This window comes from Massilia aquatica (assembly GCF_011682045.1).
Lineage (GTDB): Bacteria > Pseudomonadota > Gammaproteobacteria > Burkholderiales > Burkholderiaceae_D > Telluria_A > Telluria_A aquatica.
Map to the genome: position 1 here is coordinate 1 of NZ_VVIW01000026.1, position 23092 is coordinate 23092.

Genomic DNA, 23092 nt, shown 5'->3' on the forward strand with positions numbered 1-23092 from the left:
GGGAAAAGAACCCAATTCACACCCACTTTTGAGGTCTGTAGCCTAGCTACAGACCGAGAAATGGGTGGGAAGTGGGACTTTTCTCCACCCGTTTCGGCCGACGAGCTTCTGCCGCGCAGGCTCCTAGGCGGTCGCCAGCTTAGTGCAGCGCGCCTTTGTCCGGCTGCACCAGAATGAAGGGATGCACCACCGAGGTCCACAGCACGGCATCGGCCTCGGTCCAGGCTTGCGCCTGTTCATCCGAGACTTTGCCGAGCTTGCCGTCGCCCATCCATTGGGCAATGGTGTCCTTGTCGTCGTGCGAGATGCGCACGGCCACGTCGACCAGGTCGAGCTCGGCGCTGACGAATACCACGCTGCCCTGGGCAAAGTGGCGTTGCAGTTCGGCCCACGGCAGGCGCGCGGTTTCGAGGTTGATTTTGGCGCGCAGTTCGGTATCGTTTTCAGGCTTGGTTTTCATGCAAATACTCAATAGTTCAGGTGATATGAAGCGTGCAAGACGATCGTTCAGACGATGTCGATGACGGGTGTGGGCGAACCCGACCAGGTGAGGCGGTAGACTTGCCCCTTGCGCACATTGCCCACCAGCGCAGGCCGGAAGCAGGCCAGGCAGGTGCCGGCGGGGCGCCGCACGCTGGGATAAATCACGCCCATCGACCCACTGTCGAGCAGTTGGGTAGCCAGGGTTTGCGACTCGATGTAACTGGTCGGGTCGAGGTACTTTACAAACGCATCCACGCCGCGAATATCGTGGAACGTGCTGGTAAAATCGGCAATCAGGGCTTGATACGTCACGCTGTCGTCGAAGCGGCCGATTTCCTGGTACTCCACGGTTTTGTGGAAGGTGATCTCGGCCAGGGCGGTTTCCGCCTCGAAAGCGCAGTACCACGCGCCGCGTTCGCCATCGTTGAAGCGGCTGCCTTCCGGACGCGGATAGGTGTAGGCGGCGTTGATGATGCGAAAATTCGGCACACCGAACACCAGTTCGTCGACGCCGATGCCGGGCAGGCTGCCGTACTCGCCGCGCAGGCGTTCGTTGGTGGCGTTGTCGATATCAAACAGGTCGCGCAAGACAGCGCCATTCTCGGCCAGCGGGCCGAGTACGGAGTCTTCCACGTCGGCAAAGCGCGATGGAATCAGGCGGCAGGTATCGAACTGCCGCAAGGTGGTGAGCTTGGGAATGACCGTCAAGTCACAGGCCTCCGCGGCGCGCGTCGAGCAGCTTGCGCACCGTTTGCATCGACAGCAGGCCGCCCGCCAGCATTTGCGACAGCGGCGTGCGGCCGGCGAAGATGGGATTGCTGTTGGGGAGGGTGATCCATTCGTCGGCGAGCTTGTCGCCGTACAGGATATGCAGGGCCTTGTAGATGCCGAGCAGGTAAGAAATGCGGGTGATGCGGTCGACTTCAAGCACGCGGTCGGGGTTCTTTTTCCACTCGTAATAGGTGGAGGATGACATGCCGCCGAGCAGTTCGCGGGCATCTTCGTCGCGCAGCTTCCAGGCGGTCATGAGGGCAAAAAAACCCTTGAGCGCGGACTTCGACAAGCGTTCCCGCTCCGCGCGTGCGTTCAGGTCGATGAGCACCGCCGGCTCGAAGCGACTCTTGGGATAGGCGAAAGCAAGGTTCATAGTGGGCTCCGGTTATGGAGTATTTATACTCTATTTTCATATCGTGTGCAAGCCAATCGCCATCAAAGAATTGCTGAGCCTGCGCAAACAACCGGTTCGGGCCGTTTTGACGGGCCGCGCAACCGGGCGTCGGCCTGATGGCGGGGATGGCGCTCGCGTTCCCAGTATATGATGCTGACTTTATATCAACAATGCGCTCTGGGTCGTTTTTCTTAAATGGATCGATGGAGATAACAGGCGCGCCACAGCAACGTACGGATCTTGAAAAATTGCTCGGCATCGATGTGGCATCGCTTGCCGGGAGCAGGAACGCAGCGCCTAGCGCGGGAGCATGACCCGGCTGTGCTGAGCCGGGCGTGCGGCGCATCGCCTTATGCCGGCTCGGCGTGTTCGACCAGCAGCTGCACCCGGGTCACGCCGTTATACTCGTTGGCGTCGAGCCGGAACGCCACGCGCGCGCGGTCGCCCACCGAGGCGGTGTGGCCGAACCAGATGGCGTCGTAGCGCTGGCCGTTGCGCTCCAGTTGCAGCTTGAGATGGCGTTCCTTCAAGATGCGCTGGCTGACCACGCGGAACTCGTCGCAGAACACCGGCGGCGCAAAGCCCTGGCCCCACACCTGGCCATCCATCAGGCCGATGAATTCGGTGGTGTAGTAAGCGTCTTCCAGCGGGCCGTCGGTTTCGATGATGCGTTCGAGCTGCTGGGTATTGAGCCAGGCGCGCCCGACTTCTTCGAAGGCCTTTGAGAACGCCTCGAAATCGTCGGCGCGGATAGTCAGGCCGGCCGCCATGGCGTGGCCGCCGAATTTGTCGATCAGGCTGGGCGCGCGTTTCGACACCAGGTCGAGCGCGTCGCGCAGGTGAAAGCCGGGAATCGAGCGCCCGGAACCCTTGATCCAGCCTTCCGCGCCGGGCGCAAAGGTGATCGTCGGGCGGAAGAATTTTTCTTTCAGGCGCGAGGCGACGATCCCGATCACGCCCTGGTGCCAGGATTCGTCGAACACGCTGATGGTGTTGCTGTCGGCCGGCTGGTAGTCGTCCAGGTACAGCAGGGCGGTATCTTGCATGTCGGCTTCGATCTCGCGCCGTTTCAGGTTGATTTCGTTGAGCTGCTGGGCGATGGCCCAGGCGCGTCCTTCGTCGTCGGTGACCAGGCACTCGATCCCGAGCGACATGTCTTCCAGGCGGCCGGCGGCATTGAGGCGCGGACCGAGCGCAAAACCGAGGTCGAACGGCGAGGCAGTGCGCGCTTCGCGTCCGGCTACCCGGAACAGCGCGGCCACGCCGGCGTGCATGCGGCCGGCGCGCATGCGCTTCAAACCCTGCGCCACCAAGATGCGGTTGTTCGAGTCGAGCCGCACCACATCGGCCACGGTGCCCAGGGCCACCAGGTCGAGCAGGCTGTCGAGCTTGGGCTGGGTCTGGGCATCGAACACGCCGCGCTTGCGCAGTTCGGCGCGCAGCGCCAGCAGCACGTAGAACACCACGCCCACGCCGGCCAGGTGCTTGCTGGGAAAGCCGCACTCGGGCTGGTTCGGATTGACGATCACGCGCGCCTCGGGCAGGGTGTCGCCCGGCAGGTGATGGTCGGTGACGACCACGTCGATGCCGCGCCGTTTCGCTTCGAGCACGCCGTCGATGCTGGCGATGCCGTTGTCGACCGTGATGATGATGTCCGGCGCCTTTTCGCGCGCGGTCAGTTCGACGATTTCGGGCGTGAGGCCGTAGCCGTACTCGAAGCGGTTGGGCACGATGAAGTCGACCGTGGCGCCCATGGCGCGCAAGCCGCGCAGGGCGACCGCGCAGGCGGTGGCGCCGTCGCAGTCGTAGTCGGCCACGATGGTCATTTTCTTTTGCGCCTTGATGGCGTCGGCCAGGAACACGGCGGCGGCGTCGATGTGGAGCAGGCCGGCGGGCGCCATCAGGCTGCCCAGTTCACTCGATAGTTCGCGCGCATCGGTCAGGCCGCGCGCGGCGTACAGGCGCGCGAGCACCGGGTGCACGCCAGTCTGGCGCAGCATTTCGGAAGTGCGGAAAGAGCAGGGGCGAGTCGTAATACGGGTCATGGCAGCAGTCTGTCTAAAGTCGGGCGGCGCCAGAAGGCGCGTTGCGAAAAGCGGGTGGTGGTCAAGGCGAGATGGCGCGTGCGGTGGCTCAGTAGCAGTTGCACCTGCTTGAGGCGGCCATCGATCAGCGCGGCCAGCGCCGGCGCAAACAGCGTTTGCTCGAGCCGGTGCATGTGCTGCAGCCAGCCGGCCCAGTCGGTGGCCAGGGCCGCTTCGGTCAGCGCGTCGCACAGCACGATCGCGTCGGTGCCCAGCGCATCGACCGGCGTGACTGGCGCCGCTTGCGGGTGCCCGGCCAGCGCCGCCATCCACGGCAGCGCGTCGCTGGTGGCGAGCAGTGAGGTATTCAGGCCGGCGCTGGCCGGGGCGGCGCCCCAGGGCCAGAACGAGTTGATGGCGGCCAGGCCGCGCGCTTCGCGTTCGGTATTGACCGGGTGTTCGAACCACAGCATCTGCACTTCGTTTTGCAGCATGCGGAAGGCGCGCGACGGCGCACCCTTGGGCATCCAGTCGGTCAGGTTCAGGCCGACGGCGGAATCGGGCGTCGATGTCTCCAGCGCGGCCCAGTCGTCGGCGCGCATGAACCAGGTGCCGGCGTCGCCGTACAGGAGCGTCTTGCCCGATTCGTCGAAGTAGGGTTTGGCCAGCTCGAACAGGGCGCGGCTGTGCGCCTCGGTCAGTTGCAGGCGGCGCATGTCGGCGATTAACAGGTGGCTGCGGGCGATCTGGGTGTGCGCGGGGTGGACGATGAACCAGGTGCCGTCCTGCTGCGCCAGGCCGTAGCCGCGCATGACGGCGCCGGCCAGCGCCAGGTTGCCATCGGCCGAGGCGCCCAGCGCTTGCGCCAGCCAGGCTTCGTGGGGCAGGGCGCGGATGTGATCGTCAACCGGCAGTTGCTGGCGCAACGCGCTGCGGCTGATGAGCGTGGCCAGGGCCGGGGCCTGCAATGCGCGGATCAGATCGGGGGCGAGCTCGGGAGGGGGCAGGGCGAACGGCAGGACAAGCGAAATTTGGGTCATCCAGCATTGTAGGACAAATTGGCAAAGCCGAAAATATGCGGGAGCGCGGCGAACGGACCCGTTGCGCCGGAAAACGCGCGCCTGGATGCGTGCGCGGCACGCTGCGCAGGCCGCCGTCTGGCTGCCGCTTTACTGTCGGGCGCGTCAAGCGCGCGCAGGGGGATCCGATCCGATGCTAGAATTTCTTCAATCTTGATTTCTTGACAAGGAGTTCATGTATGCCGATTCAAACGACATTGCGCGGACTGGGCCTGGGCCTTGGCCTTGCGCTGGCGGTAACGACCGGCGCGCTGGCCCAGGACAAAGGCGTCGGCGCGATTTCCGTGCAAAAGGACACGATTGAAGTGAGCGGCAACGGTCATCATCGTACCTTCCCCTGCAACGGGCGCAAGGTGCTGATCAACGGTTCCCAACATGTGCTCACATTTACCGGGGTGTGCTCCAGCGTCGAGATCGCCGGCGCGGAAAACAAGGTGGCGGTGCAAGTGGCCCCGGCCGGTACGCTGCTGGTGTCCGGCGTCGGTCAACAGGTGAACTGGCAGTCGGCCGGCGAGCCGGCTCAGGAAGTTTCCGGTGCTGATCACAAAATCGCCAGGATCGCATTGAAACCCTGAACGACCAGCAGGTCGAGCGGCGATGGGGGCCATGGGGGCCATGCGGCCATCATCGCCCTTGCATAAAACTTGCCAAATTTTTATCCATGAAATAATATTCAGCCACTTATTCTTTTGATAAAAGGGTCGCTATGTCGTTTCGTACACTGTCTACTTTCGGTTTTGCTGTGATTGCCGCTATCGGCGCATGCGGTGCCGCGCTCGCCGATGAGGACACTTCCGGTACCACCTCGTCGGGCAAGGACAAGATTGAAGTCAGCGGCAACGGGCATCAGCGCTCGTTCGCCTGCGATGGCCGCCGCGCCATCATCGAGGGTACCGATAACGTCATCACCTTCACGGGCGTATGCTCGGGGCTGGAAATTTCCGGCACCGGCAACTCGGTCACCATTGCGCTGGTCCCGAAAGCGCCCCTGAGCGTGGAAGGCGTCAACAACAGCGTGCGCTGGCAATCGAGCGCCGAGCCGAGGAAGAACGTCTCGGGCGTGAACAACCGCATCGTGAAGATTCGGCCGTAACCGAACCAGGCCGGCCACCGGCGCCGGCCCCGGCCGCCAGCCGGGAGCGGCAACGCCTGCCGGCCAGCGCCCTCGGCGCGCCGCCACACCCCGGCTTACGGGGGTGGCTCCGATACCGGCGTCATGTCGTCGAGCTCCACATCGCCGTACGTGAGCCCGATCGCTTCTTCATACCAGGTCTGGGTCAGCGCCAGGTGCTCGCGTTCTTCGTTCAGGGCGTAGGTGAAGCGCTCGACCATGTCAGCCAGGCCGTGTTCGTCGGCCAGCGCCACCAGTGTTTCCCAGCCTGCCTTGTCGCTTAGCTCTGCGGTGACGATGGCGTGCAGCGACTGCGCGATGGTGGTGCGCGGGTCGTTCAAGACCTGCACCAGGCCCATCGACTCCACACCCACCAGGTCGGCGCTCGGCGTTTGCGAGGTCGGGTCGCCGCCCAGCGATTCGATGGCGTCGGCCACCATCAGGAAATGGCGCGCCTCGTGGGCCCGGATCTGTTCCAGGTCGTCGATCGTCATGCTGATATCGCCCGTGAGCATGACTTCGCATTTGGTGATCAGCGCGTCGTACAGGCGCGTGCCGGTGCGCTCGAACGCCAGGCGCTCGCCCAGTTTGTCGAGCAGGATCTGCGGCCTGTCGCCCGTGAGCATGGACATGCCGACCGTGAGCGCGCCAGTCAGGGTGCCCGGCAGCGGGACCGAACCGAGTGCGTCGGCATTGGCGATGTAGTCGCTGCGCAGCTCGGCCAGGGCGATGTCGCCGACGCCATCATCGGTGGTGACGCTCGGTTCGAGCTCCTGCATTGCCTTGCTGTCGATCGGCGACATCTGGATGCCGGTGCGGTTCATGCCCATGTGTTCCTGTTGAACTGTACTCATGTCGATTCTCCTGTTACCACATGCGCTCAGGGCGCGTTAACGCCGGCGGCGGCCAGCATGCCTTTGCGATTGAGCTCGGTACCGGGCATCCATACGTAGCCGGCGGCGACCATCTCGCTGGGCGAACCGTCGGCGTTGACCATGGCCCGGTAGCTGAGCGAGAGCGGGCTTTCGAGCGCCCTGGCGACGAAGCGGGCGCCGTCGGTGCGCACGTCGACTTCGTCCATGAGGACCTTGCGCACGAAGTCGCGCTGGCTGCGCAGCGCGAGCGGATTGGCAAAGTCGCTGGTGACGATTTCGGCCGGATCGCGCCGCTCGAACTGCTTGAACGCCTCGCACGCCATGTGGAAATGCCCCAGTTCATAGTCGAGAAAGCGTTCCCAGATCGCGCGCAGGTGGTGATTGGTCTCCTGCTCGACGCAGCTGTAATAGTTGTAGCACTCGGCCGCCTCGTGCAGCAGCCATTGCTCGATCCACGATTCGGCCGGGTCGAGCATGGATTCGTACTGGGTCACGTGCTGTTCTTCGACGGAAGCGATTTCGGCGTACAGCTGGCGCGCCAGCGGGTCCGAGAACAGGGGGCCGATGTTCTGGTAGTAGTCGTGCGTCTGGTATTCGCTGGACACGATGGTCAGCGCGTTGATCTTGCTTAAAAAAGCGGCAGTGCGGGCATTGTACGGCTCGCGCAGCTCGTCTTCGGGCGCGCGATGGTGCTCGGACGTGGGCCGCCCGGGCAGGATGTCGGTGTAGCTTTGCAGGATATTGTTGGCGTCCTTGCCTTCGAGCCGGTCGAGCAGGGCCGCATAGCGGTACAGGTGGTCGAAGTCCTCAAGCAGGCCGAAGCGGTAGACCTGGGCCAGGTACGGGTCGGGCTCGCTCTGGGCGATGGCCGCCGTCACCTCGATGGCCACCTGTTCGTAGGCGACCGTGGTCTCCAGCGGAGAATGGTCGGCCGCGATCAGCCAGTTGACCAGGGTGGCCTGGTGCTGCTCGGTACGGCGCACCTTGGCCAGCGGCAGGCGCAGGTCGCGGTTGAAGCGGGCTGCCAGATGGCCGAAACGCAGCGCTTCGGTCTCGAGCCCGTTGATGAGAATGACCCGGATGCGCGTGAATGCGTCGTCGTCGAGCTTGCTGATCGGTTTTTGCACCATGTCGCGCCAGGTGAACCGCTGCTTGTCGATGTCCGTGCCTTTTGAATCGAAAAGACTGAATGCCATGATTTTCCTCCGTTCTGCGGTACTGAGTTGGAGTGCGCGGCGGGCATCAGGTTCAAGGTTTTTTTGTAAAAACCACAGTGGCAACGCGTGATTCAATTGTGACAACCCTGCCCGGGACGCGCTTTGTGTGGCAAACTGCGCACTTGCAATCAATCACTGCCGGGGCACATGAGCATCATCCACAATTTACCGTACGAATGGCTGGTCGGCCTGCGCTACACGCGCGCCGGCAAGCGTAGTGGCCGCAACAGCTTTATCTCGTTCATTTCCCTCATTTCCGTCTCCGGCATCGCCCTCGGCGTGGCAGCGCTGATTGTGGTGCTGTCGGTGATGAACGGCTTCCAGAAAGAAGTCACCGACCGCATGCTGTCGGTGCTGGCCCACATCGAGGTGTTCGACCCGCGCGGCACCATGCCCAACTGGCAGGCGGCGATGCAGGACGCGCTCAAGAATCCGGCCGTCAAGGGCGCCGCGCCATTCGTCGAAACCCAGGGCATGCTGCTGCGCGACGGCGTGATGCGCCCGGCCGTCATCCGCGGCATTTTGCCGGCCGAGGAACACAAGGTGTCCGATGCGGCGCGCCAGGTGCGCCAGGGCAGCCTGGCGGCGCTGGTTCCCGGCCAGTTCAATATCGTCATGGGTTACGCGCTGGCGCGTTCGCTCGGCATCGGCATCGGCGACAAGGTCACCATGCTGCTGGCGCAGGCCCAGACCACGCCGGCCGGCATGCTGCCGCGCACGCGCACCTTTACGCTGGTCGGGATTTTCGAGGCCGGCCATTACGAATACGACGCCACCTTCGCCTTCGTGCACCTGGAAGACGCGCAGAAGATGGAGCGGCTCGACGCTCCGTCGGGCCTGCGCCTGCGCATCGCCGACATGCACGCCGCGCCGGCCGTGGCGCAGGAACTCAAGGCCAGCATGCCGGGTGCCTTGCGCATCCGCGACTGGTCGGAGCAGAATGCCACCTGGTTCGCCGCCGTGCAGACCGAGAAGAAGATGATGTTCATCGTGCTGACCCTGATCATCGCGGTGGCCGCCTTCAACCTGATCGCCACGCTGGTGATGACGGTGACCGAGAAGCAGGCCGACATTGCCATCTTGCGCACGCTCGGCTCGTCGCCGCGCTCGATCATGAAGATCTTCATGATCCAGGGCGCGCTGGTGGGCCTGCTGGGAACCATGGCCGGGGTCGGCCTGGGCGTGCTGGTGGCGCTCAACATCGACGTCATCGTCCCGTTTATTGAACGTTTATTAGGAGTACAGTTTTTGCCCAAGGATATCTACCTGATCAGCGCCTTGCCGTCCGACCTGCGCTGGCCCGACGTGGCCAAGATCGGCGGCGTGGCCGTGCTGCTGTCGTTTGTCGCCACGCTCTACCCGAGCTACAGCGCCTCGCGCGTGAAACCTGCGGAGGCGCTGCGCTATGAGTGATGTGAACAATAATGCGGTCAACATCGGCGCCACCCCGGTCCTGTCGTGCCGGGGATTGGGCAAGACCTTCACCCAGGGCGCCTACTCGGTGCCGGTGCTGGCCAATGTGGACTTCAGCATCTATCGCGGCGAACGGGTGGCGATCGTGGGCGCCTCCGGTTCGGGCAAGTCGACCCTGCTGCACCTGCTGGGCGGACTCGATACGCCGACCACCGGTTCGGTGACCTTGCTGGGCAAGGACTTCGCCAGTTTGTCGGAATCGGCGCGCGGCGACCTGCGCAACGAGGCGCTCGGCTTCGTGTACCAGTTCCACCATTTGCTGCCGGAGTTTTCGGCGCTCGACAACGTCGCCATGCCGCTCCTGATCCGCCGCGAAAAGCGCGCACTGGCCGTCGACAAGGCGCGCGCCGGGCTCGAAAGAGTGGGTCTGGCCAAGCGCGTGGTGCACGTGCCGGGCGAATTGTCCGGCGGCGAACGCCAGCGCGTGGCCCTGGCGCGCGCGCTGGTCACCCAGCCTGGCTGCGTGCTGGCCGACGAACCGACCGGCAACCTCGATCACGCCACCGCGCAGCAGATTTTTGATCTGATGCTCGAACTGTCCAGGACCCTGGGCACGGCGTTCGTGATCGTCACCCACGATATCGAACTGGCGCGCCGCTGCGACCGCGTGCTGCGCCTGACCGAACACGGACTGCAGCCGGCCGAACTGTGACCATGTGGATCGACACCCACTGCCATCTGGACGCGCACGAATTCGGCGCCGGGTCGCTCGACGTGGCGCGCCGCGCAGGCGAGGGCGGGGTGGGAATGATCGTCATTCCGGCGGTCGAACGCGGCAATTTCGAGGTGGTGCGGCAGATGGCGGCTTCCGCGCCGAACGCCAGCTACGCGCTCGGCATTCATCCGATCTACGTGCCCAAGGCGACCGAAGACGATCTTGTGGCCCTGCGCGCGGCGGTGGAGTTGGCGATGGATGACCCGAATTTTGTCGCCATCGGCGAAATCGGGCTCGATTATTTCATTCCCATGCTGTGCGAGCCGGCCATGCGCGACAAGCAGGAACACTTTTTTCGCGCGCAGTTGCGCATCGCGCGCGACTTTGGGCTGCCGGTGCTGATGCACGTGCGCCGCTCGCAGGACCAGGTGCTCAAGCATGTGCGCCAGGTGCGGCCGGCGGGCGGCATCGCCCATGCGTTCAACGGCAGCTTCCAGCAGGCGCAGGTCTACATTGATCTGGGGTTCAAACTGGGGTTCGGCGGCGCCATGACGTTTACGCGCGCCTTGCAGATCCGGCGCTTGGCCACGACCTTGCCGCTGGAGGCCATCGTACTCGAAACCGATGCGCCCGATATTGCGCCGGCCTGGATACACCCGGGCCGCAACAGCCCGGAGCAGCTGCCGGCCATTGGCGCGGTGCTGGCCGAACTGCGCGGTCTTGAGGTGGACGAGGTGCGCGCGGCCACCTGCGCCAACGCGCTGGCCGCGCTGCCACGCCTGCCGCCGGGGTAGGCGGCCGTCAGATTCCCTGGCCGCCGGAAACTTCGATGCGCTGGGCGTTGACCCAGCGGTTATTCTCCGAGAGCAGGCTGGCGATCATCGGCCCGATGTCGTCCGGCAGACCAACCCGACCCAGCGCCGTCAGCGCCGCGAGGTTCTGGTTGATCTCGGCATTGTCACGCACCGCGCCACCGCCGAAGTCGGTTTCGATCGCGCCCGGCGCCACCGTATTGACGGCGATGCCACGCCCGCCCAACTCCTTCGCCATGTACCGGCTCAAGGTCTCGACGGCCGTCTTCACCGCCGCGTATGCGGCGTAACCCGGATAGGTCATGCGCGTCAGCCCGGACGACAGGTTGACGATGCGCCCGCCGTCGGCGATCAGCGGCAGCAGCGCCTGGGTGAGAAAGAACACGCCCTTGAAGTGCACGTCGACCAGGCGGTCGAACTGCGCTTCGCTGGTCTGTTCGATGAGTGCAAAGTCGCCATGGCCGGCGTTGTTGACCAAATGGTCGAAGCGTTCGCGCTGCCAGGTCTCGCGCAAAGCGCTGCGCAGTTGGTCGGCGAAGGGCGCGAAGGCGCCGATGCTGCCCATATCGAGCTGCAAGGCGACGGCTTTGCGTCCCATCGCCTCGATCTCGGCCACCACCGCGCGCGCTTCGTCCCCGCGCGACTGGTACGTAATGATCACGTCATTGCCGCTGCGGGCAATACTCAAGGCGGTGTTGCGTCCGAGCCCGCGGCTCGCGCCGGTGACGATGGCAATCTTGGTCATGCTGAACTCCTGCTGTGTGGGGGAAGTTCATGATAGGCCTCGGGCGCGCCGCCGGCCTAACCCGAACCTCGCGCTTGTTTGCCTGATCCTCCAAGTAGGGCCGGCGGCGCCGCGCAATCGGGTACGATTGCGCCATGACCGATACCTTGCTCACTCTGGTGCTCCGCTACCTGGACACCCATGCCGATGCCGATGGCCTGGCGCAAACGCCCATTGCGGGGCTGACCACGATCCGGTCTGCCGAACCGACCGGGATCCAGCACGGGATCGCCCGGCCGCTGGTGTGCCTGGTGCTCCAGGGCGCCAAGCAAGTGGCGATCGGCGAGAGCTGCGTCACGTACGCTGCGGGCGACTCGCTGCTCATCACCGCCGACGTGCCGATCATCAGCCAGATCGTCGTGGCGCCGTATACCTCGCTGGTGCTGGACCTGGACCCGGCGGTGCTGTTCGAACTGACAGCGCAGATGAGGACTTTAGCGCAGGGCGAGGGCGCCCGGGCCGAATCGACCGATGCCGAAGTGGCCGATACGGCGCTGCGCTTGATGCGCCTGCTGGAGCGGCCGGCGTCGGTGCCGGTGCTGCATGCGCAGCTGGTGCGGGAACTGCATTACTGGCTGCTGGCCGGGCGTCACGGGGCGGCGATTCGGCGGCTCGGTGGACCGGGCGGGCATGCCCAGCGCGTGGCGCGCGCGGTGACGCTGCTGCGGGCCGAGTATGCGCGGCCGCTGCCGGTGGAGCGCCTGGCCTCGGCGGCCGGGATGAGCGCGTCGTCGTTCCACCATCACTTTCGCGCGGCGACCTCGCTCTCGCCGCTGCAGTTCCAGAAGCATTTGCGGCTGATCGAGGCGCGCCGTCTGATGATGTCCGACGGCGTCTCGGCCAGCAGCGCGGCGTTTGCGGTCGGTTACGAGAGCGTGTCGCAGTTTACGCGCGAATATGGACGCATGTTCGGCTTGCCGCCGATGAAGGATGCGGCCGGGCGCATTCACGCATCCGGGGTAGATGAAGCCGTGCTATGATGGTTTTTCAAACAACGTTGAGATGTGGATATTCCTGCATTGATTCAGAAAGGAGCCGCCATGCCAGCAATCGCGCAATGGAAGTGGAGTACCTGCCTGCTGTTCGCCGTGTGCGTCGGCGCGGCCGCAAGCGAGCAGCCGATCGAACTGCGTACCATGAGCGGCGCCATCGCCGGAACATTGTCGCTCCCGAAGGCGTCCGGACCGGTTCCGGTTGCGCTGATCATTGCAGGTTCCGGCCCGACCGACCGCGACGGCAATGGTCCCGGCATGAAAAATGACAGCCTGCGCCTGCTGGCGCAAGGGCTGGCCGACGCCGGCGTGGCCAGCGTGCGCTTCGACAAGCGTGGCGTCGCCGCCAGCTTGGCGGCGGGTCCCAAAGAGGCTGACCTGCGCTTCGACACCTATATTCATGACGCCACGGCGTGGCTGGCGATGCTCAAGGCAGACAAGCGCTTCTCGCAGGTGAGCGTGGTCGGTCACAGCGAGGGCGCCCTGATCGGCATGCTGGCGGCCAAGGCCGGTGACGCCAGGGCGTATGTGTCGATTGCTGGCGTGGCGCGCGGCGCCGCGACCGTTCTGCGCGAGCAGTTGGCGACGGCCTTGCCGGCGCCGCTGGCCAGGGAGAGCGAGCGGATCCTGGTGGAGCTGGAGGCCGGGCGCGAGACCGCCAAGGTACCGGCCGAACTGGCCATGCTGTACCGGCCCAGTGTGCAGCCCTACATGATTTCCTGGTTCCGGTATGTCCCTGCGACAGCGATCAAGGACCTGAAGATGCCGGTCCTGCTGGTTCAGGGCAGCACCGATGTGCAGGTTCCGGTCAGCGAGGCCGAACTGCTGCACAAGGCAAAAGCGGATGCGCAACTGGTCGTGGTGAAGGGCATGAATCACGTCCTGAAAGAAGCACCGCCAGATAAGGCAAGCCAGACGCCGATGTACACCGATCCCAAGTATCCACTTGCGCCAGCCCTGGTGCCGGCCGTTGCCGGGTTTCTGAACAAGGTCGCCAAAGACTGATCCGCGCCAAGGTCCGGCGCGGGGTGCAATGGCATGCTGGGGGTTTGTCCACGCCTCCGGTGAGCCATGCGCGCTGCCATCCTCGGATTTGCCTGTGGTGCCGCCGTGCTGCAAGTCCAGGCAGCGCTGCCATCGGCGTCGACCATCTTCGCCTTTGCCGTTGTCGCTTTTCTGCTTTGCTTCCTGCGCGGTGTTTTCAGGATGGCCATGGCGGGCGCGTTTGCAGGGTTCTGCTGGGCGGCGCTGCTCGCCCACCTGGCGCTGGCGCCCGAACTGGCAAGGGCGGACGAGGGGCGTGACATCACGGTCGTTGGCACCATCGACAGCCTGCCGCACCGCTTCGGGCAGGGCGTGCGTTTCAATTTCAAGGTCGAACGGGTGCTGGACGAAGCGACCCGGGTGCCGCCACGCGTGTCGCTGTCATGGTATGCCGGCTACCGCGACGCGGTGCAGCCGGTGGCAGATGTGCAGCCCGGCGAGCGCTGGCAACTGCTCGTGCGCCTGCAACGCCCGCACGGTAACGCCAATCCGCACGGCTTCGATTACGAAGCATGGCTGCTGGAGCAGGGCGTGCGCGCCACCGGCTATGTGCGGCCGGCGGGCAAGAACAACAAGCGCCTGTACAGCTTCGTCTTCGGCTTTTCCAACCTGGTCGAGCATTGCCGCGCCACGCTGCGCGAACGCATCCTGCGCGCGCTGCCGGACAAGGAATACGCGGGCGTGATCGTGGCGCTGGTGGTCGGCGACCAGCGCTCGATCGGCCAGGCCGACTGGGATGTCTTCAACCGGACCGGAGTGGGGCATCTGATTTCGATCTCCGGCCTGCACATCACGATGGTGGCCGGACTGTTTGCCTCGCTCGCGTCGTTTCTGTGGCGCCGCTCCTTCTTCACTGGCGCCCAGCTGCCGCTGCGCATGCCGGCCCAGAAGGTCGCCGCGCTGACCTGCGCCGTGGTGGCGCTGGTGTACGTGCTGCTGGCCGGCTTTGGCGTGCCGGCGCAGCGCACCCTGTACATGCTGGCGGTGGTGGCCGCAGCGCTCTGGTTCGGCCGCCTCACGCAGGTGTCGCATGTGCTGTGCATGGCCCTGGGCGTGGTGGTCCTGATCGACCCGTGGGCGATCACCTCGCCCGGCTTCTGGCTCTCGTTCGGCGCGGTGGCGGCCATTTTGTACGCCACCACCGGCCGCACCGCCGTCAGCCAGCCGCGCTGGCTTGGCGCGCTGCTGGCGGGCGCGCACACGCAGTATGTGGTCACGCTGGCGCTGGTGCCCCTGACCATGCTGCTGTTCTCGCAGGTGTCGCTGGTCAGCCCCCTGGCCAATGCGCTGGCGATCCCGGTTGTCAGCTTCATCGTCACGCCGCTTGCGCTGGCCGGCTCCATGCTGCCGGCGCCACTATCTACCTTGCTGCTGGGCGTGGCGCATTACGCCGTGCAGGCGCTGGCCTGGGTACTGACCTGGTGCGCCGGGTCGCGCCTTGCGGTATGGAGCGCGCCGACCCCGGAGCCGTGGCTGTTCGCGTTCGCCGCCATCGGCACCGTGTGGATGCTGGCGCCGCGCGGCTGGCCGCATCGCTGGACCGGCCTGGCCGCATGGCTTCCGCTGCTGACCGCCCAGCCCACCCATCCGCCGCCGGGCGAGGTGAGGGTGACCGCGTTCGATGTAGGGCAGGGTATGGCGCTGCTGATCGAAACCAGCGGGCACCGGCTGCTGTACGATACCGGTCCCGCCTACACGCCGGAGTCGAACGGCGCCAACCGGGTGATCCTGCCGTACCTGAAGGCGCGCGGCATCGGCGTTCTGGATGGCGTGATCGTCAGCCACAGCGACATCGATCACGCCGGCGGCGCGCTCACCCTGCTCGATGCGATTGGCGTGGGCTGGGTGGCGTCGTCGCTGTGGTACGACCATCCGATCGTCAAGGCCGCGCCGCGTCACGTCCGCTGCGCCGGCGGGCAGGAATGGACTTGGGATGGCGTGCGCTTCGAGATGCTGCATCCGGCCATGGCGAGCTACAACGACCCTGGGCCTAAACCGAACGCGCGCGGCTGCGTGCTGCGCGTGACCGCCGGCGACAACGCGATCCTGCTGGCGGGCGACATCGAAGCGGCGCAGGAAGCGCAGCTGGTGGCCGGCTCGGCGCCGCTGCTGCGCGCCGATGTCCTGCTGGCGCCGCACCACGGCAGCGGTACGTCGTCGACCCCGGCCTTCCTGGCGGCGGTGCAGCCACGCCTGGTGCTGTTCCAGGTGGGCTATCGGAACCGCTATCGCCATCCCAAGAGGGAGGTAGTCGAGCGCTACGAAAAGCTGGGAGTCGAGCGCTTGCGCACGGATGAATCAGGGGCGATCACGCTCGATTCAGCGCGGGATTTCATCCCTGAACAATATCGGCTTGAACGTGCACGCTACTGGCACGGGCGCTGATTTGACTGCGCCCGCAGCAGGCGCTGTGCCTCGGACAGCTTGCCAGCGTTAGCGGCCAACATGCTTCCGCCGTCGCGTGACCGCTTCCTGGAAGCCGCCGACCAGGAGGTCGAAAATCCAAGCATGTTACGTCAAAGTTACTTACTCCTACAGTTACGAGCTGGTAAAGTCTCACTCGAAGGCTTAATAGCTTGGTCAGAGGCCTTCGGGGCTGAATGCAGCAACCTTATCCATTAGACGTGTGCCGGTTTCGTCATTTCGCTGTGGTGCTCAGCGCTTGCTAATTCTCCAGGAACCCGAAGATGAGTTTCAAATTTGACCTCATGCTAGTCACTTTCCTCGACTCCAAAACCGACCGATGCCTTTTGCTTGGAGACGTTGGACATGGCAAGAAAAGTCTAACATCGTTGAAAACCACCGCCGTCCGGTTGGAGCTGGATCTAAAGGACTACAAAGTGCTGATTCTTGTCGAAGGACCCAAGAATGGCGAAATACTGCCAAGTGACGAGAAAGATTTCGCCGACTTGAAGAAGCATGGTGCCGACGTAAGAGGGTGTGAAGACAATTTATCCTTGTGCACGTTAAAAGAAATAGAGGCATTTCAGGCGATCAAGTTTGAGTTAGCGAATGGTCCTGAAAGTATTTACAACAAAGCTCACGCTAAAAATAAATACAATCTCGAAAAACGCATCCTAGATGCGAATAAATCGTGGGAAATATTAATTGCAACGGAGAAGCTTAGGTATAAGAAGATAATTTTATGCTGCGGTACAAGTCATCTTCCTGCATTCGTTGGTAATAAATTTGAAAACGAACATCCTATACATCCGGGCCTGATGAACGCACCCAGCCTAAAAGCATCCCTTTGCGCCTTTACGGTTGAAGCATCTAACGACGGCGCTGGCTGGTATCGACCGGAGAAGTTGGAGGCTCCTGGAAGTTTTGCAAAAGTTCGGACCATTGAATAATAGTGAATCAGCGACGTCTTGTTTCACTCATTACTGGTAAAAGCGCACTCAACGGCCCGACCACAACTTGGCGGGCTCCTCGCCGGCGGCTAGAACTTGCAGGCGAGGTTGTGCGTGACATTTGTGCGCGGGAGAACATCGCGCCGGATCAGGTCGTACTGCATTCTGACAACGGAAGCCCGATGAATGGCGCGACTATGCTGGCCACGCTGCAGGCCTTGGGCGTGGTGCCGTCGTTCAGCCGACCGTCCGTCAGCAATGACAACCCGTTCTCGGAGTCGCTGTTCAAGACCTTGAAATACAGGCCGGCCTATCCACGCACGGCGTTCGCGAACTTGCTGGCTGCACGGCAGTGGGTTGGTGGCTTTGTTCATTGGTACAACCATGAGCACCGGCACAGCGCGATCCAGTTCGTGATGCCAGCACAGCGCTATGCCGGCCTGGACGAGGCGTTGCTGCGCAATCGTAACGCGGTATATCAGGCAGCAAGGGCAGCGCATCCAGAACGCTGGAGCGGCGATACGAGGAACTCGTGGCCAGTCACTATCGTTCACCTCAATCCGGAAAAGACCACCAGCAGTGCCGCCAAAGTAGAGGAAGACGTGCTGCTCAAAAAAGCGGCATAACAACTGATTCAGGCGACAACTAGCTTGACATCCACCGACCCCTGTCGCGCAGGTACGATCCGCGCAAGCTTGCTCCGCTCTGGTCATCATCGAGTACAAGCACGCGGCAACCAGGTTGCAAATGATCGCTCGTCCAGTTGTGGATTTCGTCGTAGCGCGACCAACCGCTACGCTTCGGCGTGGTCCACGCCTCGTGCATATTTTTCGCGACAAACTCGAGTTGGCAACGATCGAACACTTCCCGCATCTGATCGCATGTCAGATAGTGGGACCAGGATGAACTGATCACGTACTGCGCAGCGAACTCGCCGTGCAGCGCTGCCAGGTTTCGGCGCGCTTGCGCGCATAGCAGGCCGTCCCACAGTTCCGGCCAGTTGTCCAGATCACCGGATTTAAAGATGATCATCACCTGGTAGCTTGTGAATTCCCGGCTGATCGCCAGTACGTCGTCGACGTCGAGGAAGATTATTGGTTTCATGTACGATCTGATTAATCGGCAGCCAGCGTGTGCCAAACACAGATGGGTGCATTTGCTGTGATCGACCAACATAACACACGAGAACCGGCAACTTGGAAGTCGAATGTTACAACACATGAAAGGGACTCAATGAATACGGTCGATCTGCATGCCGCTATCGTGCCTGGCGAGGGCGCTGCGGGCTTTCAATTGGGAGTGCACCTGACGCAGGCGCGCTCCATCTTTGCGCGCGCGGTCCGTTGGGACAGCGCACACGGCGCCTTGCGCGAGGCTGTTGCGCAATGCGACGGCTGGCTGCAGGCGCCGGCGGCGTCGTACGGCGATCGACAGGGAGCGTCGTTCTATTATCAACGCGGCGCAGTCGAACTGCATTTTAACGACCAGGGCATGCTGGCGACGATTGCACTTTTCAAAGGCTATGCGGGCGCCCTGTTCGGAAAAGTTCGCATTGGCGATGAACTGGCCGCCGTGACCGGGTTTTGCGACGTGATCTTCGACGAAGACGAAGACATGCATTACCCGAAAGACAGCGCCATCACGGGCCTGGCCTTCGGCGCCGAATTCGAACCGCTGGCACGGGCGCCATCGCAGCGCATTTTCGGGATCTACATCTTCAGCCAGCCAGCGGCAGCGTGATCTCGACCCGCAGCCCGCCGCCTTCACGGTTGCTGGCCTTGATGGCGCCGCGATGGGCGTCGACCACACGCTGCGCGATCGCCAGCCCCAGGCCATGCCCGTCAACGTTATTGCTGGTCGCGTTCGAGCGGAAGAATGGCTGGAAGATCGACGCCAGGTCGGCCTGTGCCACGCCCGGCCCGCGGTCGCACACCGACAATTGCACCCGGTCGGCGTCGGCACTGACGCCGATCTCGATCACGCCGCCTTCGCCGCTATGCTTGATGGCGTTGCGGATCACGTTCTCCAGCGCGCTCCATAACAGGTCGGGCGCCCCGCGCACGGTGACAATCGCCTGACCCGACAGCGCAATGCGGCGCCCGCACTGCTCGGCCTCGAAGCGGGCGTCGGCCACGATGTCGTCGACCAGTTCCATGAATGCGATATCCTCGTAGCGCGGCAGCGCGTCCGGCACTTCCAGGCGCGACAAGGCCAGCAACTCTCCCACCAGCTTATCCATGCGCACGCTCTCGCGTTCGATGCGCTCCAGGGACGCGCGGATCTTGTCCGGCTGCTGGTGCGCCAGGCCGATGGCGGCCTGCAAGCGGGCCAGCGGCGAGCGCAGTTCGTGCGAGACGTCGTGCAGCAGGCGGCGCTGGCCGTCCATCAGGGTGCGCAACTGGCCGCTCATGCGGTCGAAATCGCGCCCCAGGTCATTGAGTTCATCGCCGCGCACCCCTTTGACTTCCGCAAAGCGCGGCGACAGGTCGCCGCCGGCGGCCGCTTCGAACGCGCCGCGCAAGGCCCGGATCGGGCGCGAAAAATACCACGCCAGCAGCGCCGCGAACAGCAGGCTGGCCAGCGTCGCGCCGGTCATGGTGATATACGGCAGCAGCTCCCGGTTCGGCGGCGACCGGCGCTGCCCACCCGGACGCGGGCCCGGGCCGAAGCCCTCCGGCGCCATCTGGCGCGGCCCCGCACCACCCGGTCCGCGCTGGTCCAGCCAGCGCACGAATACCAGGAAGCGCTCGCCGTCCGGCGCCGTCAGGGTGCGCACCACGTTCAGGCGAGCCGGATGCGCCAGCATGCGTTCGGCCTGGGCGCGCAGTGCGGGCGTTACGGTCCGTCCCAGCATCTCGCGCCCGTTCGCATCGATGACGAACATGCTGTGGCGCGTGGTGCCGCCCACCAGTTCGCGCAGCGCCGCGCTGCCGCCATGTTTGAGCGTGGCGGCCGCGCTGTCGATCATGAATTCGGCCGCTGGCCCGCTATCGATGCCGGTCGCGCGCGGCGAGTCGCCCGCCGCCTGCGTGCGCGCCTGGTCGCGCAGCCAGAAGACGGTACCCACGCCGATCGTCGCCGCCAGTTGCGCCAGCAGGATCGATAGAAAGAACTTCCAGAACAGGCGGCCCATACCCGGGCCTAGTCGCGAATGAGCTGGTAACCGAGGCGGTACACGGTTTGCAGGCAGGAGCGGCCGTCGGCCAGGGTGCCGAGCTTGTGCCGAAGGCTGCTCAGGTGGACGTCGATATTGCGGTCGAAACGCGCCATCGGCCGTCCCAGGCCTTGTTCGGACAGGTCGTTTTTGCTGACCGGGCGCCCCGCGTTGCGCGCCAGGACTTCGAGCAGGTTGAATTCGGTGCTGGTCAGTTCCAGCGCGGCGCCGTCCCAGCTGGCGCGGCGCTGGGCCGGCTGCATCGACAGCTTGCCGACGTTGATGGTGACGCCGTCGCCATCGCCGCGCGGGGCGTTGGTGCGGCGCAGGATGGCGCGGATGCGCGCAGTCAGTTCGCGCGGGGTGCATGGCTTGGTCACGTAATCGTCCGCGCCCAGTTCCAGGCCGAGAATGCGGTCGGTGTCGTCGCCGCGCCCGGTCAGCATGAGCACCGGCATGTGGCTGCGGGCACGGATGCGGCGCAGCGTCTCGAGGCCATTCATATGCGGCATCATCACGTCGAGCACCGCGATGGCGCTGCTGCCGGACAGCGCCTCGCGCGCGCCGGCCTCGCCGTCATGCGCGCAGCTGACGCGAAATCCTTCCTGCTCCAGGTATTCGCGGAACATACCGACGAGTTCAACGTCGTCATCGATTAAGAGCACTTGGTTCATGCAGCCATCATAGCAAAGCGGGGCGCCACGGTCACCGGCGGGGGCAAGGCCTTTACCCGCTTTTACAAGTCCCTGACACCGTTTTACATATCGTCCTCGCACAATGGACTCCTTCGTAACCCACCGACAGGAACCACCATGAAACACCTTCATCTTCGCGCACTTGCCCTCCTGTTAAGCAGCTCCTGTCTGGGCGCGATTGCCGCACCGGGGGAGGGGCACATGCCGCCTCCGGGTCCGCCGATCGGCGCCCATGGCCCGCACCAGCACGGACCGGGCTTCGCCCACGGCGTCGACCTGAGCGACGCCCAGGAAGACAAGGTCTTCGCCATCATGCATGCACAGGAACCGAAGCGGCGCGAGTACACCCGCGCCTTGCAGGGTGCGCACGAGTCATTGCGCGCCCTGGGCGGCGCCGAGCAGTTCGACGATGCGAAGGCGGCGTCGCTGGCGCAGGCGGCCGGCACGGCGCTGACCGCACTGACCCTGCTGGAGGCGCGCACCGACGCCCAGTTGCGCGCCGTACTCACGCCGGAGCAGCGCAAGCAGTCGCTGGACAATCGTCCACGCCGCGAGCAGCGCCGGGCCGGTCGGCACGCTGATTGACGCCAGCTGGCGCCGGGGCTGCGTGGCCACGCTGACAGTAGGGGTTTCCCTCTAAAGCTGCACGGCAGGCCGGGAAATCGTCTTACAATCGAAAAATGACGACACCGATCCTGCATTTCTCACACGGTAACAGCTTCCCGGCCGGCAGCTACGCCAAGTTCCTCGACCAGCTGCGCATGGACTTCGATATCCGCGCGGTCGACATGTACGGCCACGATCCGGCCTATCCGGTCAGCGACGGCTGGCCCAAGCTGGTCGAGCACCTGATCGCCGCGCTCGAGAGCTACGGCGAGCCGGCGATCCTGGTCGGCCACTCGCTGGGCGGCATGTTGAGCATGATGGCGGCGCGCGAGCGTCCGGACCTGGTGCGCTGCGTGGTCATGCTCGATTCGCCCGTGGTGGCGGGGTGGCGCGCCATGCTGCTGCGGGTGGCGAAGAAGAAGCAGAGCTGGAGCGACTACTTCTCGCCGGCCCGCCTGTCGCGCCGGCGCCGCAATGTGTGGCCGAGCGTGCAGGCGGCCTACGACCATTTCATCTCCAAGCCGGTGTTCGCCAGCTGGGCGCCCGGCGTGCTGCACGACTACCTGGAACACGGTCTGGAGCCGCACCCGGACGGCGTGCAGCTGCGTTTTTCGCGCGAGGTGGAAACCGAAATTTACCGCGGCCTGCCGCACCACCTGGGCAGCTTGATGGACAAAGGCTACCCGGTGCCGATCGGCTTCATCGCCGGCACGGAATCGGTGGAGCTGCGCCAGGCCGGCCTGGACGCCACGCGCAAGCTGGTGGGCGATAATTTTGCCGAGATCCCCGGCGGCCATCTGTTCCCGATGGAGTCGCCCGAGCTGGCGGGGCGCCTGACGCGCGAGATGATCGCCCGCTTGCTGGCGCAGCGCCGGGGATAAGCGCTCGGCCAGGGCCGCAGCCAGGGGATTTTCGCGTAAAATCGCGGGAAATCCCCTATCCTTTCTTCTGGAACGACACGTATGAGCATTAAATCCGATAAATGGATCCGCAAGATGGCGGCCGACACGGGCATGATCGAGCCTTTTGAACCGGGCCAGATCAAGGAGCACGACGGCCAGCGCATCGTTTCGTACGGTACCTCGAGCTACGGCTACGATATCCGCTGCGCCGACGAGTTCAAGCTGTTCACCAATATTAATACCACCATCGTCGACCCGAAGAACTTCGACGAGAACAATTTCGTCGACGTCTCCGGCAAGGGCTTCTGCATCATTCCGCCCAATTCGTTCGCGCTGGCGCGCACCGTGGAGTACTTCCGCATCCCGCGCAACGTGCTTACCATCTGCCTGGGCAAGTCGACCTACGCGCGCTGCGGCATCATCGTCAACGTCACCCCGTTCGAGCCGGAATGGGAAGGCTTCGTGACGCTGGAGTTTTCCAATACCACGCCGCTGCCGGCCAAGATCTACGCCAACGAAGGCGTGGCGCAGGTGCTGTTCTTCGAGTCCGACGAAGTGTGCGAAGTGTCATACAAGGACCGTGGCGGCAAATACCAGGGCCAGGTCGGCGTGACCCTGCCGAAAGCCTGAGCATGGCGTAACAAGCCGCATGCATGAAAAAAGGA

At 64.2% G+C, this 23092-nt stretch carries 24 protein-coding genes and 1 pseudogene; 14 read left to right on the top strand and 11 right to left on the bottom strand.

Annotated features, from left to right (window positions below):
* Positions 1 to 139: 139 nt before the first annotated feature.
* The 5 genes from F1609_RS28165 to F1609_RS28185 all read right to left on the bottom strand — a co-directional run bounded on the left by F1609_RS28165 (position 140) and on the right by F1609_RS28185 (position 4715).
* Positions 140 to 460, bottom strand: coding sequence for a DUF2288 domain-containing protein (locus tag F1609_RS28165; RefSeq protein ID WP_167080288.1), 321 nt, complete (start codon positions 458 to 460; stop codon positions 140 to 142).
* 47 nt (positions 461 to 507) lie between these two features.
* Positions 508 to 1191, bottom strand: coding sequence for an RES family NAD+ phosphorylase (locus F1609_RS28170; protein WP_167080290.1), 684 nt, complete (start codon positions 1189 to 1191; stop codon positions 508 to 510).
* A 1-nt stretch (position 1192) separates the two neighbouring features.
* Positions 1193 to 1630, bottom strand: a complete 438-nt coding sequence (locus F1609_RS28175) for an MbcA/ParS/Xre antitoxin family protein (protein ID WP_167080292.1) — start codon at positions 1628 to 1630, stop codon at positions 1193 to 1195.
* 371 nt (positions 1631 to 2001) lie between these two features.
* On the bottom strand, positions 2002 to 3696 hold the full coding sequence (recJ, locus tag F1609_RS28180; protein ID WP_167080294.1) for a single-stranded-DNA-specific exonuclease RecJ: 1695 nt from the start codon (positions 3694 to 3696) through the stop codon (positions 2002 to 2004).
* Positions 3693 to 4715, bottom strand: coding sequence for a hypothetical protein (locus F1609_RS28185; RefSeq protein WP_167080297.1), 1023 nt, complete (start codon positions 4713 to 4715; stop codon positions 3693 to 3695). The genes recJ and F1609_RS28185 overlap by 4 nt, the downstream gene beginning before the upstream one ends.
* A gap of 218 nt (positions 4716 to 4933) precedes the next feature.
* Between F1609_RS28185 and F1609_RS28190 the strand changes: the two genes are divergently transcribed.
* Together F1609_RS28190 and F1609_RS28195 are read left to right on the top strand one after the other, a co-directional pair.
* Positions 4934 to 5329 carry a DUF3060 domain-containing protein gene (locus F1609_RS28190; RefSeq protein ID WP_167080299.1) on the top strand — a complete coding sequence of 132 codons (396 nt, stop codon included), beginning with the start codon at positions 4934 to 4936 and terminating at the stop codon, positions 5327 to 5329.
* Between the two features lie 131 nt (positions 5330 to 5460).
* On the top strand, positions 5461 to 5847 hold the full coding sequence (locus tag F1609_RS28195) for a DUF3060 domain-containing protein (protein WP_167080301.1): 387 nt from the start codon (positions 5461 to 5463) through the stop codon (positions 5845 to 5847).
* Positions 5848 to 5942: 95 nt separating this feature from the next.
* Here the strand turns inward: F1609_RS28195 and F1609_RS28200 are convergent, their stop codons facing one another.
* Complete coding sequence (locus tag F1609_RS28200; RefSeq protein ID WP_229422112.1) at positions 5943 to 6719, bottom strand: ferritin-like domain-containing protein; 777 nt, start codon at positions 6717 to 6719, stop codon at positions 5943 to 5945.
* A 26-nt stretch (positions 6720 to 6745) separates the two neighbouring features.
* Positions 6746 to 7936 carry a hypothetical protein gene (locus tag F1609_RS28205; RefSeq protein WP_167080303.1) on the bottom strand — a complete coding sequence of 397 codons (1191 nt, stop codon included), beginning with the start codon at positions 7934 to 7936 and terminating at the stop codon, positions 6746 to 6748.
* Positions 7937 to 8104: 168 nt separating this feature from the next.
* Between F1609_RS28205 and F1609_RS28210 the strand changes: the two genes are divergently transcribed.
* From F1609_RS28210 to F1609_RS28220, 3 genes are read left to right on the top strand one after another with little or no spacing between them, the layout of a single operon-like run.
* Positions 8105 to 9370, top strand: a complete 1266-nt coding sequence (locus tag F1609_RS28210; protein ID WP_167080305.1) for a lipoprotein-releasing ABC transporter permease subunit — start codon at positions 8105 to 8107, stop codon at positions 9368 to 9370.
* Positions 9363 to 10082, top strand: a complete 720-nt coding sequence (lolD, locus tag F1609_RS28215; protein WP_167080307.1) for a lipoprotein-releasing ABC transporter ATP-binding protein LolD — start codon at positions 9363 to 9365, stop codon at positions 10080 to 10082. Before F1609_RS28210 ends, lolD begins: the two co-directional genes overlap by 8 nt.
* A gap of 2 nt (positions 10083 to 10084) precedes the next feature.
* On the top strand, positions 10085 to 10879 hold the full coding sequence (locus tag F1609_RS28220; protein ID WP_167080309.1) for a TatD family hydrolase: 795 nt from the start codon (positions 10085 to 10087) through the stop codon (positions 10877 to 10879).
* A gap of 7 nt (positions 10880 to 10886) precedes the next feature.
* On the opposite strand, the gene F1609_RS28225 is transcribed toward F1609_RS28220, so the two are convergent.
* Positions 10887 to 11642 carry an SDR family NAD(P)-dependent oxidoreductase gene (locus tag F1609_RS28225; protein WP_167080311.1) on the bottom strand — a complete coding sequence of 252 codons (756 nt, stop codon included), beginning with the start codon at positions 11640 to 11642 and terminating at the stop codon, positions 10887 to 10889.
* 134 nt (positions 11643 to 11776) lie between these two features.
* On the opposite strand from F1609_RS28225, the gene F1609_RS28230 reads away from it, so the two are divergent.
* From F1609_RS28230 to F1609_RS28250, 5 genes and pseudogenes are all read left to right on the top strand, one after another.
* Positions 11777 to 12661 carry an AraC family transcriptional regulator gene (locus tag F1609_RS28230; protein WP_167080313.1) on the top strand — a complete coding sequence of 295 codons (885 nt, stop codon included), beginning with the start codon at positions 11777 to 11779 and terminating at the stop codon, positions 12659 to 12661.
* A 60-nt stretch (positions 12662 to 12721) separates the two neighbouring features.
* Positions 12722 to 13678, top strand: a complete 957-nt coding sequence (locus tag F1609_RS28235; protein ID WP_167080315.1) for an alpha/beta hydrolase family protein — start codon at positions 12722 to 12724, stop codon at positions 13676 to 13678.
* A 66-nt stretch (positions 13679 to 13744) separates the two neighbouring features.
* Positions 13745 to 16102: a DNA internalization-related competence protein ComEC/Rec2 gene (locus F1609_RS28240; RefSeq protein ID WP_167080317.1), complete on the top strand. Its 2358-nt coding sequence runs from the start codon at positions 13745 to 13747 to the stop codon at positions 16100 to 16102.
* A 302-nt stretch (positions 16103 to 16404) separates the two neighbouring features.
* Positions 16405 to 17070, top strand: coding sequence for a hypothetical protein (locus F1609_RS28245; protein ID WP_167080319.1), 666 nt, complete (start codon positions 16405 to 16407; stop codon positions 17068 to 17070).
* A 122-nt stretch (positions 17071 to 17192) separates the two neighbouring features.
* Positions 17193 to 17696: pseudogene (locus F1609_RS28250) on the top strand (transposase); the annotation flags it as partial.
* Between the two features lie 19 nt (positions 17697 to 17715).
* On the opposite strand, the gene F1609_RS28255 reads toward F1609_RS28250, so the two are convergent.
* The gene (locus F1609_RS28255; RefSeq protein WP_167080323.1) at positions 17716 to 18174 is read right to left on the bottom strand and encodes an HAD domain-containing protein; all 459 of its coding nucleotides are present in this window, start codon (positions 18172 to 18174) and stop codon (positions 17716 to 17718) included.
* Between the two features lie 129 nt (positions 18175 to 18303).
* Between F1609_RS28255 and F1609_RS28260 the strand changes: the two genes are divergently transcribed.
* Positions 18304 to 18810: a hypothetical protein gene (locus F1609_RS28260; protein ID WP_167080325.1), complete on the top strand. Its 507-nt coding sequence runs from the start codon at positions 18304 to 18306 to the stop codon at positions 18808 to 18810.
* Here F1609_RS28260 and F1609_RS28265 read toward each other — a convergent pair.
* Together F1609_RS28265 and F1609_RS28270 are read right to left on the bottom strand one after the other, a co-directional pair.
* A complete protein-coding gene (locus tag F1609_RS28265) occupies positions 18788 to 20203 on the bottom strand; it encodes an ATP-binding protein (RefSeq protein WP_167080327.1) in 1416 nt (471 codons plus the stop codon). The genes F1609_RS28260 and F1609_RS28265 overlap by 23 nt on opposite strands.
* An 8-nt stretch (positions 20204 to 20211) precedes the next feature.
* Positions 20212 to 20898, bottom strand: coding sequence for a response regulator transcription factor (locus tag F1609_RS28270; protein WP_166881048.1), 687 nt, complete (start codon positions 20896 to 20898; stop codon positions 20212 to 20214).
* 138 nt (positions 20899 to 21036) lie between these two features.
* On the opposite strand from F1609_RS28270, the gene F1609_RS28275 reads away from it, so the two are divergent.
* From F1609_RS28275 to dcd, 3 genes are all read left to right on the top strand, one after another.
* On the top strand, positions 21037 to 21504 hold the full coding sequence (locus F1609_RS28275; protein WP_167080329.1) for a Spy/CpxP family protein refolding chaperone: 468 nt from the start codon (positions 21037 to 21039) through the stop codon (positions 21502 to 21504).
* Between the two features lie 95 nt (positions 21505 to 21599).
* The gene (locus F1609_RS28280) at positions 21600 to 22406 is read left to right on the top strand and encodes an alpha/beta fold hydrolase (protein ID WP_167080331.1); all 807 of its coding nucleotides are present in this window, start codon (positions 21600 to 21602) and stop codon (positions 22404 to 22406) included.
* Between the two features lie 81 nt (positions 22407 to 22487).
* Positions 22488 to 23057, top strand: a complete 570-nt coding sequence (gene dcd, locus F1609_RS28285; RefSeq protein WP_167080333.1) for a dCTP deaminase — start codon at positions 22488 to 22490, stop codon at positions 23055 to 23057.
* The last annotated feature ends 35 nt before the right edge of the window (positions 23058 to 23092 follow it).

Excerpts from the sequence above, each read along its gene's own strand:
- F1609_RS28270 (WP_166881048.1), bottom strand. The coding sequence starts at position 20,898 with ATGAACCAAGTGCTCTTAATCGATGACGACGTTGAACTCGTCGGTATG.
- F1609_RS28275 (WP_167080329.1), top strand. The coding sequence starts at position 21,037 with ATGAAACACCTTCATCTTCGCGCACTTGCCCTCCTGTTAAGCAGCTCC.
- F1609_RS28240 (WP_167080317.1), top strand. The coding sequence starts at position 13,745 with ATGCGCGCTGCCATCCTCGGATTTGCCTGTGGTGCCGCCGTGCTGCAA.
- F1609_RS28185 (WP_167080297.1), bottom strand. The coding sequence starts at position 4,715 with ATGACCCAAATTTCGCTTGTCCTGCCGTTCGCCCTGCCCCCTCCCGAG.
- F1609_RS28200 (WP_229422112.1), bottom strand. The coding sequence starts at position 6,719 with ATGAGTACAGTTCAACAGGAACACATGGGCATGAACCGCACCGGCATC.
- F1609_RS28175 (WP_167080292.1), bottom strand. The coding sequence starts at position 1,630 with ATGAACCTTGCTTTCGCCTATCCCAAGAGTCGCTTCGAGCCGGCGGTG.
- F1609_RS28195 (WP_167080301.1), top strand. The coding sequence starts at position 5,461 with ATGTCGTTTCGTACACTGTCTACTTTCGGTTTTGCTGTGATTGCCGCT.
- F1609_RS28265 (WP_167080327.1), bottom strand. The coding sequence starts at position 20,203 with ATGGGCCGCCTGTTCTGGAAGTTCTTTCTATCGATCCTGCTGGCGCAA.
- F1609_RS28260 (WP_167080325.1), top strand. The coding sequence starts at position 18,304 with ATGAATACGGTCGATCTGCATGCCGCTATCGTGCCTGGCGAGGGCGCT.
- F1609_RS28190 (WP_167080299.1), top strand. The coding sequence starts at position 4,934 with ATGCCGATTCAAACGACATTGCGCGGACTGGGCCTGGGCCTTGGCCTT.
- F1609_RS28245 (WP_167080319.1), top strand. The coding sequence starts at position 16,405 with ATGAGTTTCAAATTTGACCTCATGCTAGTCACTTTCCTCGACTCCAAA.
- F1609_RS28230 (WP_167080313.1), top strand. The coding sequence starts at position 11,777 with ATGACCGATACCTTGCTCACTCTGGTGCTCCGCTACCTGGACACCCAT.
- F1609_RS28220 (WP_167080309.1), top strand. The coding sequence starts at position 10,085 with ATGTGGATCGACACCCACTGCCATCTGGACGCGCACGAATTCGGCGCC.
- lolD (WP_167080307.1), top strand. The coding sequence starts at position 9,363 with ATGAGTGATGTGAACAATAATGCGGTCAACATCGGCGCCACCCCGGTC.
- F1609_RS28225 (WP_167080311.1), bottom strand. The coding sequence starts at position 11,642 with ATGACCAAGATTGCCATCGTCACCGGCGCGAGCCGCGGGCTCGGACGC.
- F1609_RS28255 (WP_167080323.1), bottom strand. The coding sequence starts at position 18,174 with ATGAAACCAATAATCTTCCTCGACGTCGACGACGTACTGGCGATCAGC.
- recJ (WP_167080294.1), bottom strand. The coding sequence starts at position 3,696 with ATGACCCGTATTACGACTCGCCCCTGCTCTTTCCGCACTTCCGAAATG.
- F1609_RS28205 (WP_167080303.1), bottom strand. The coding sequence starts at position 7,936 with ATGGCATTCAGTCTTTTCGATTCAAAAGGCACGGACATCGACAAGCAG.
- F1609_RS28210 (WP_167080305.1), top strand. The coding sequence starts at position 8,105 with ATGAGCATCATCCACAATTTACCGTACGAATGGCTGGTCGGCCTGCGC.
- dcd (WP_167080333.1), top strand. The coding sequence starts at position 22,488 with ATGAGCATTAAATCCGATAAATGGATCCGCAAGATGGCGGCCGACACG.
- F1609_RS28280 (WP_167080331.1), top strand. The coding sequence starts at position 21,600 with ATGACGACACCGATCCTGCATTTCTCACACGGTAACAGCTTCCCGGCC.
- F1609_RS28165 (WP_167080288.1), bottom strand. The coding sequence starts at position 460 with ATGAAAACCAAGCCTGAAAACGATACCGAACTGCGCGCCAAAATCAAC.
- F1609_RS28235 (WP_167080315.1), top strand. The coding sequence starts at position 12,722 with ATGCCAGCAATCGCGCAATGGAAGTGGAGTACCTGCCTGCTGTTCGCC.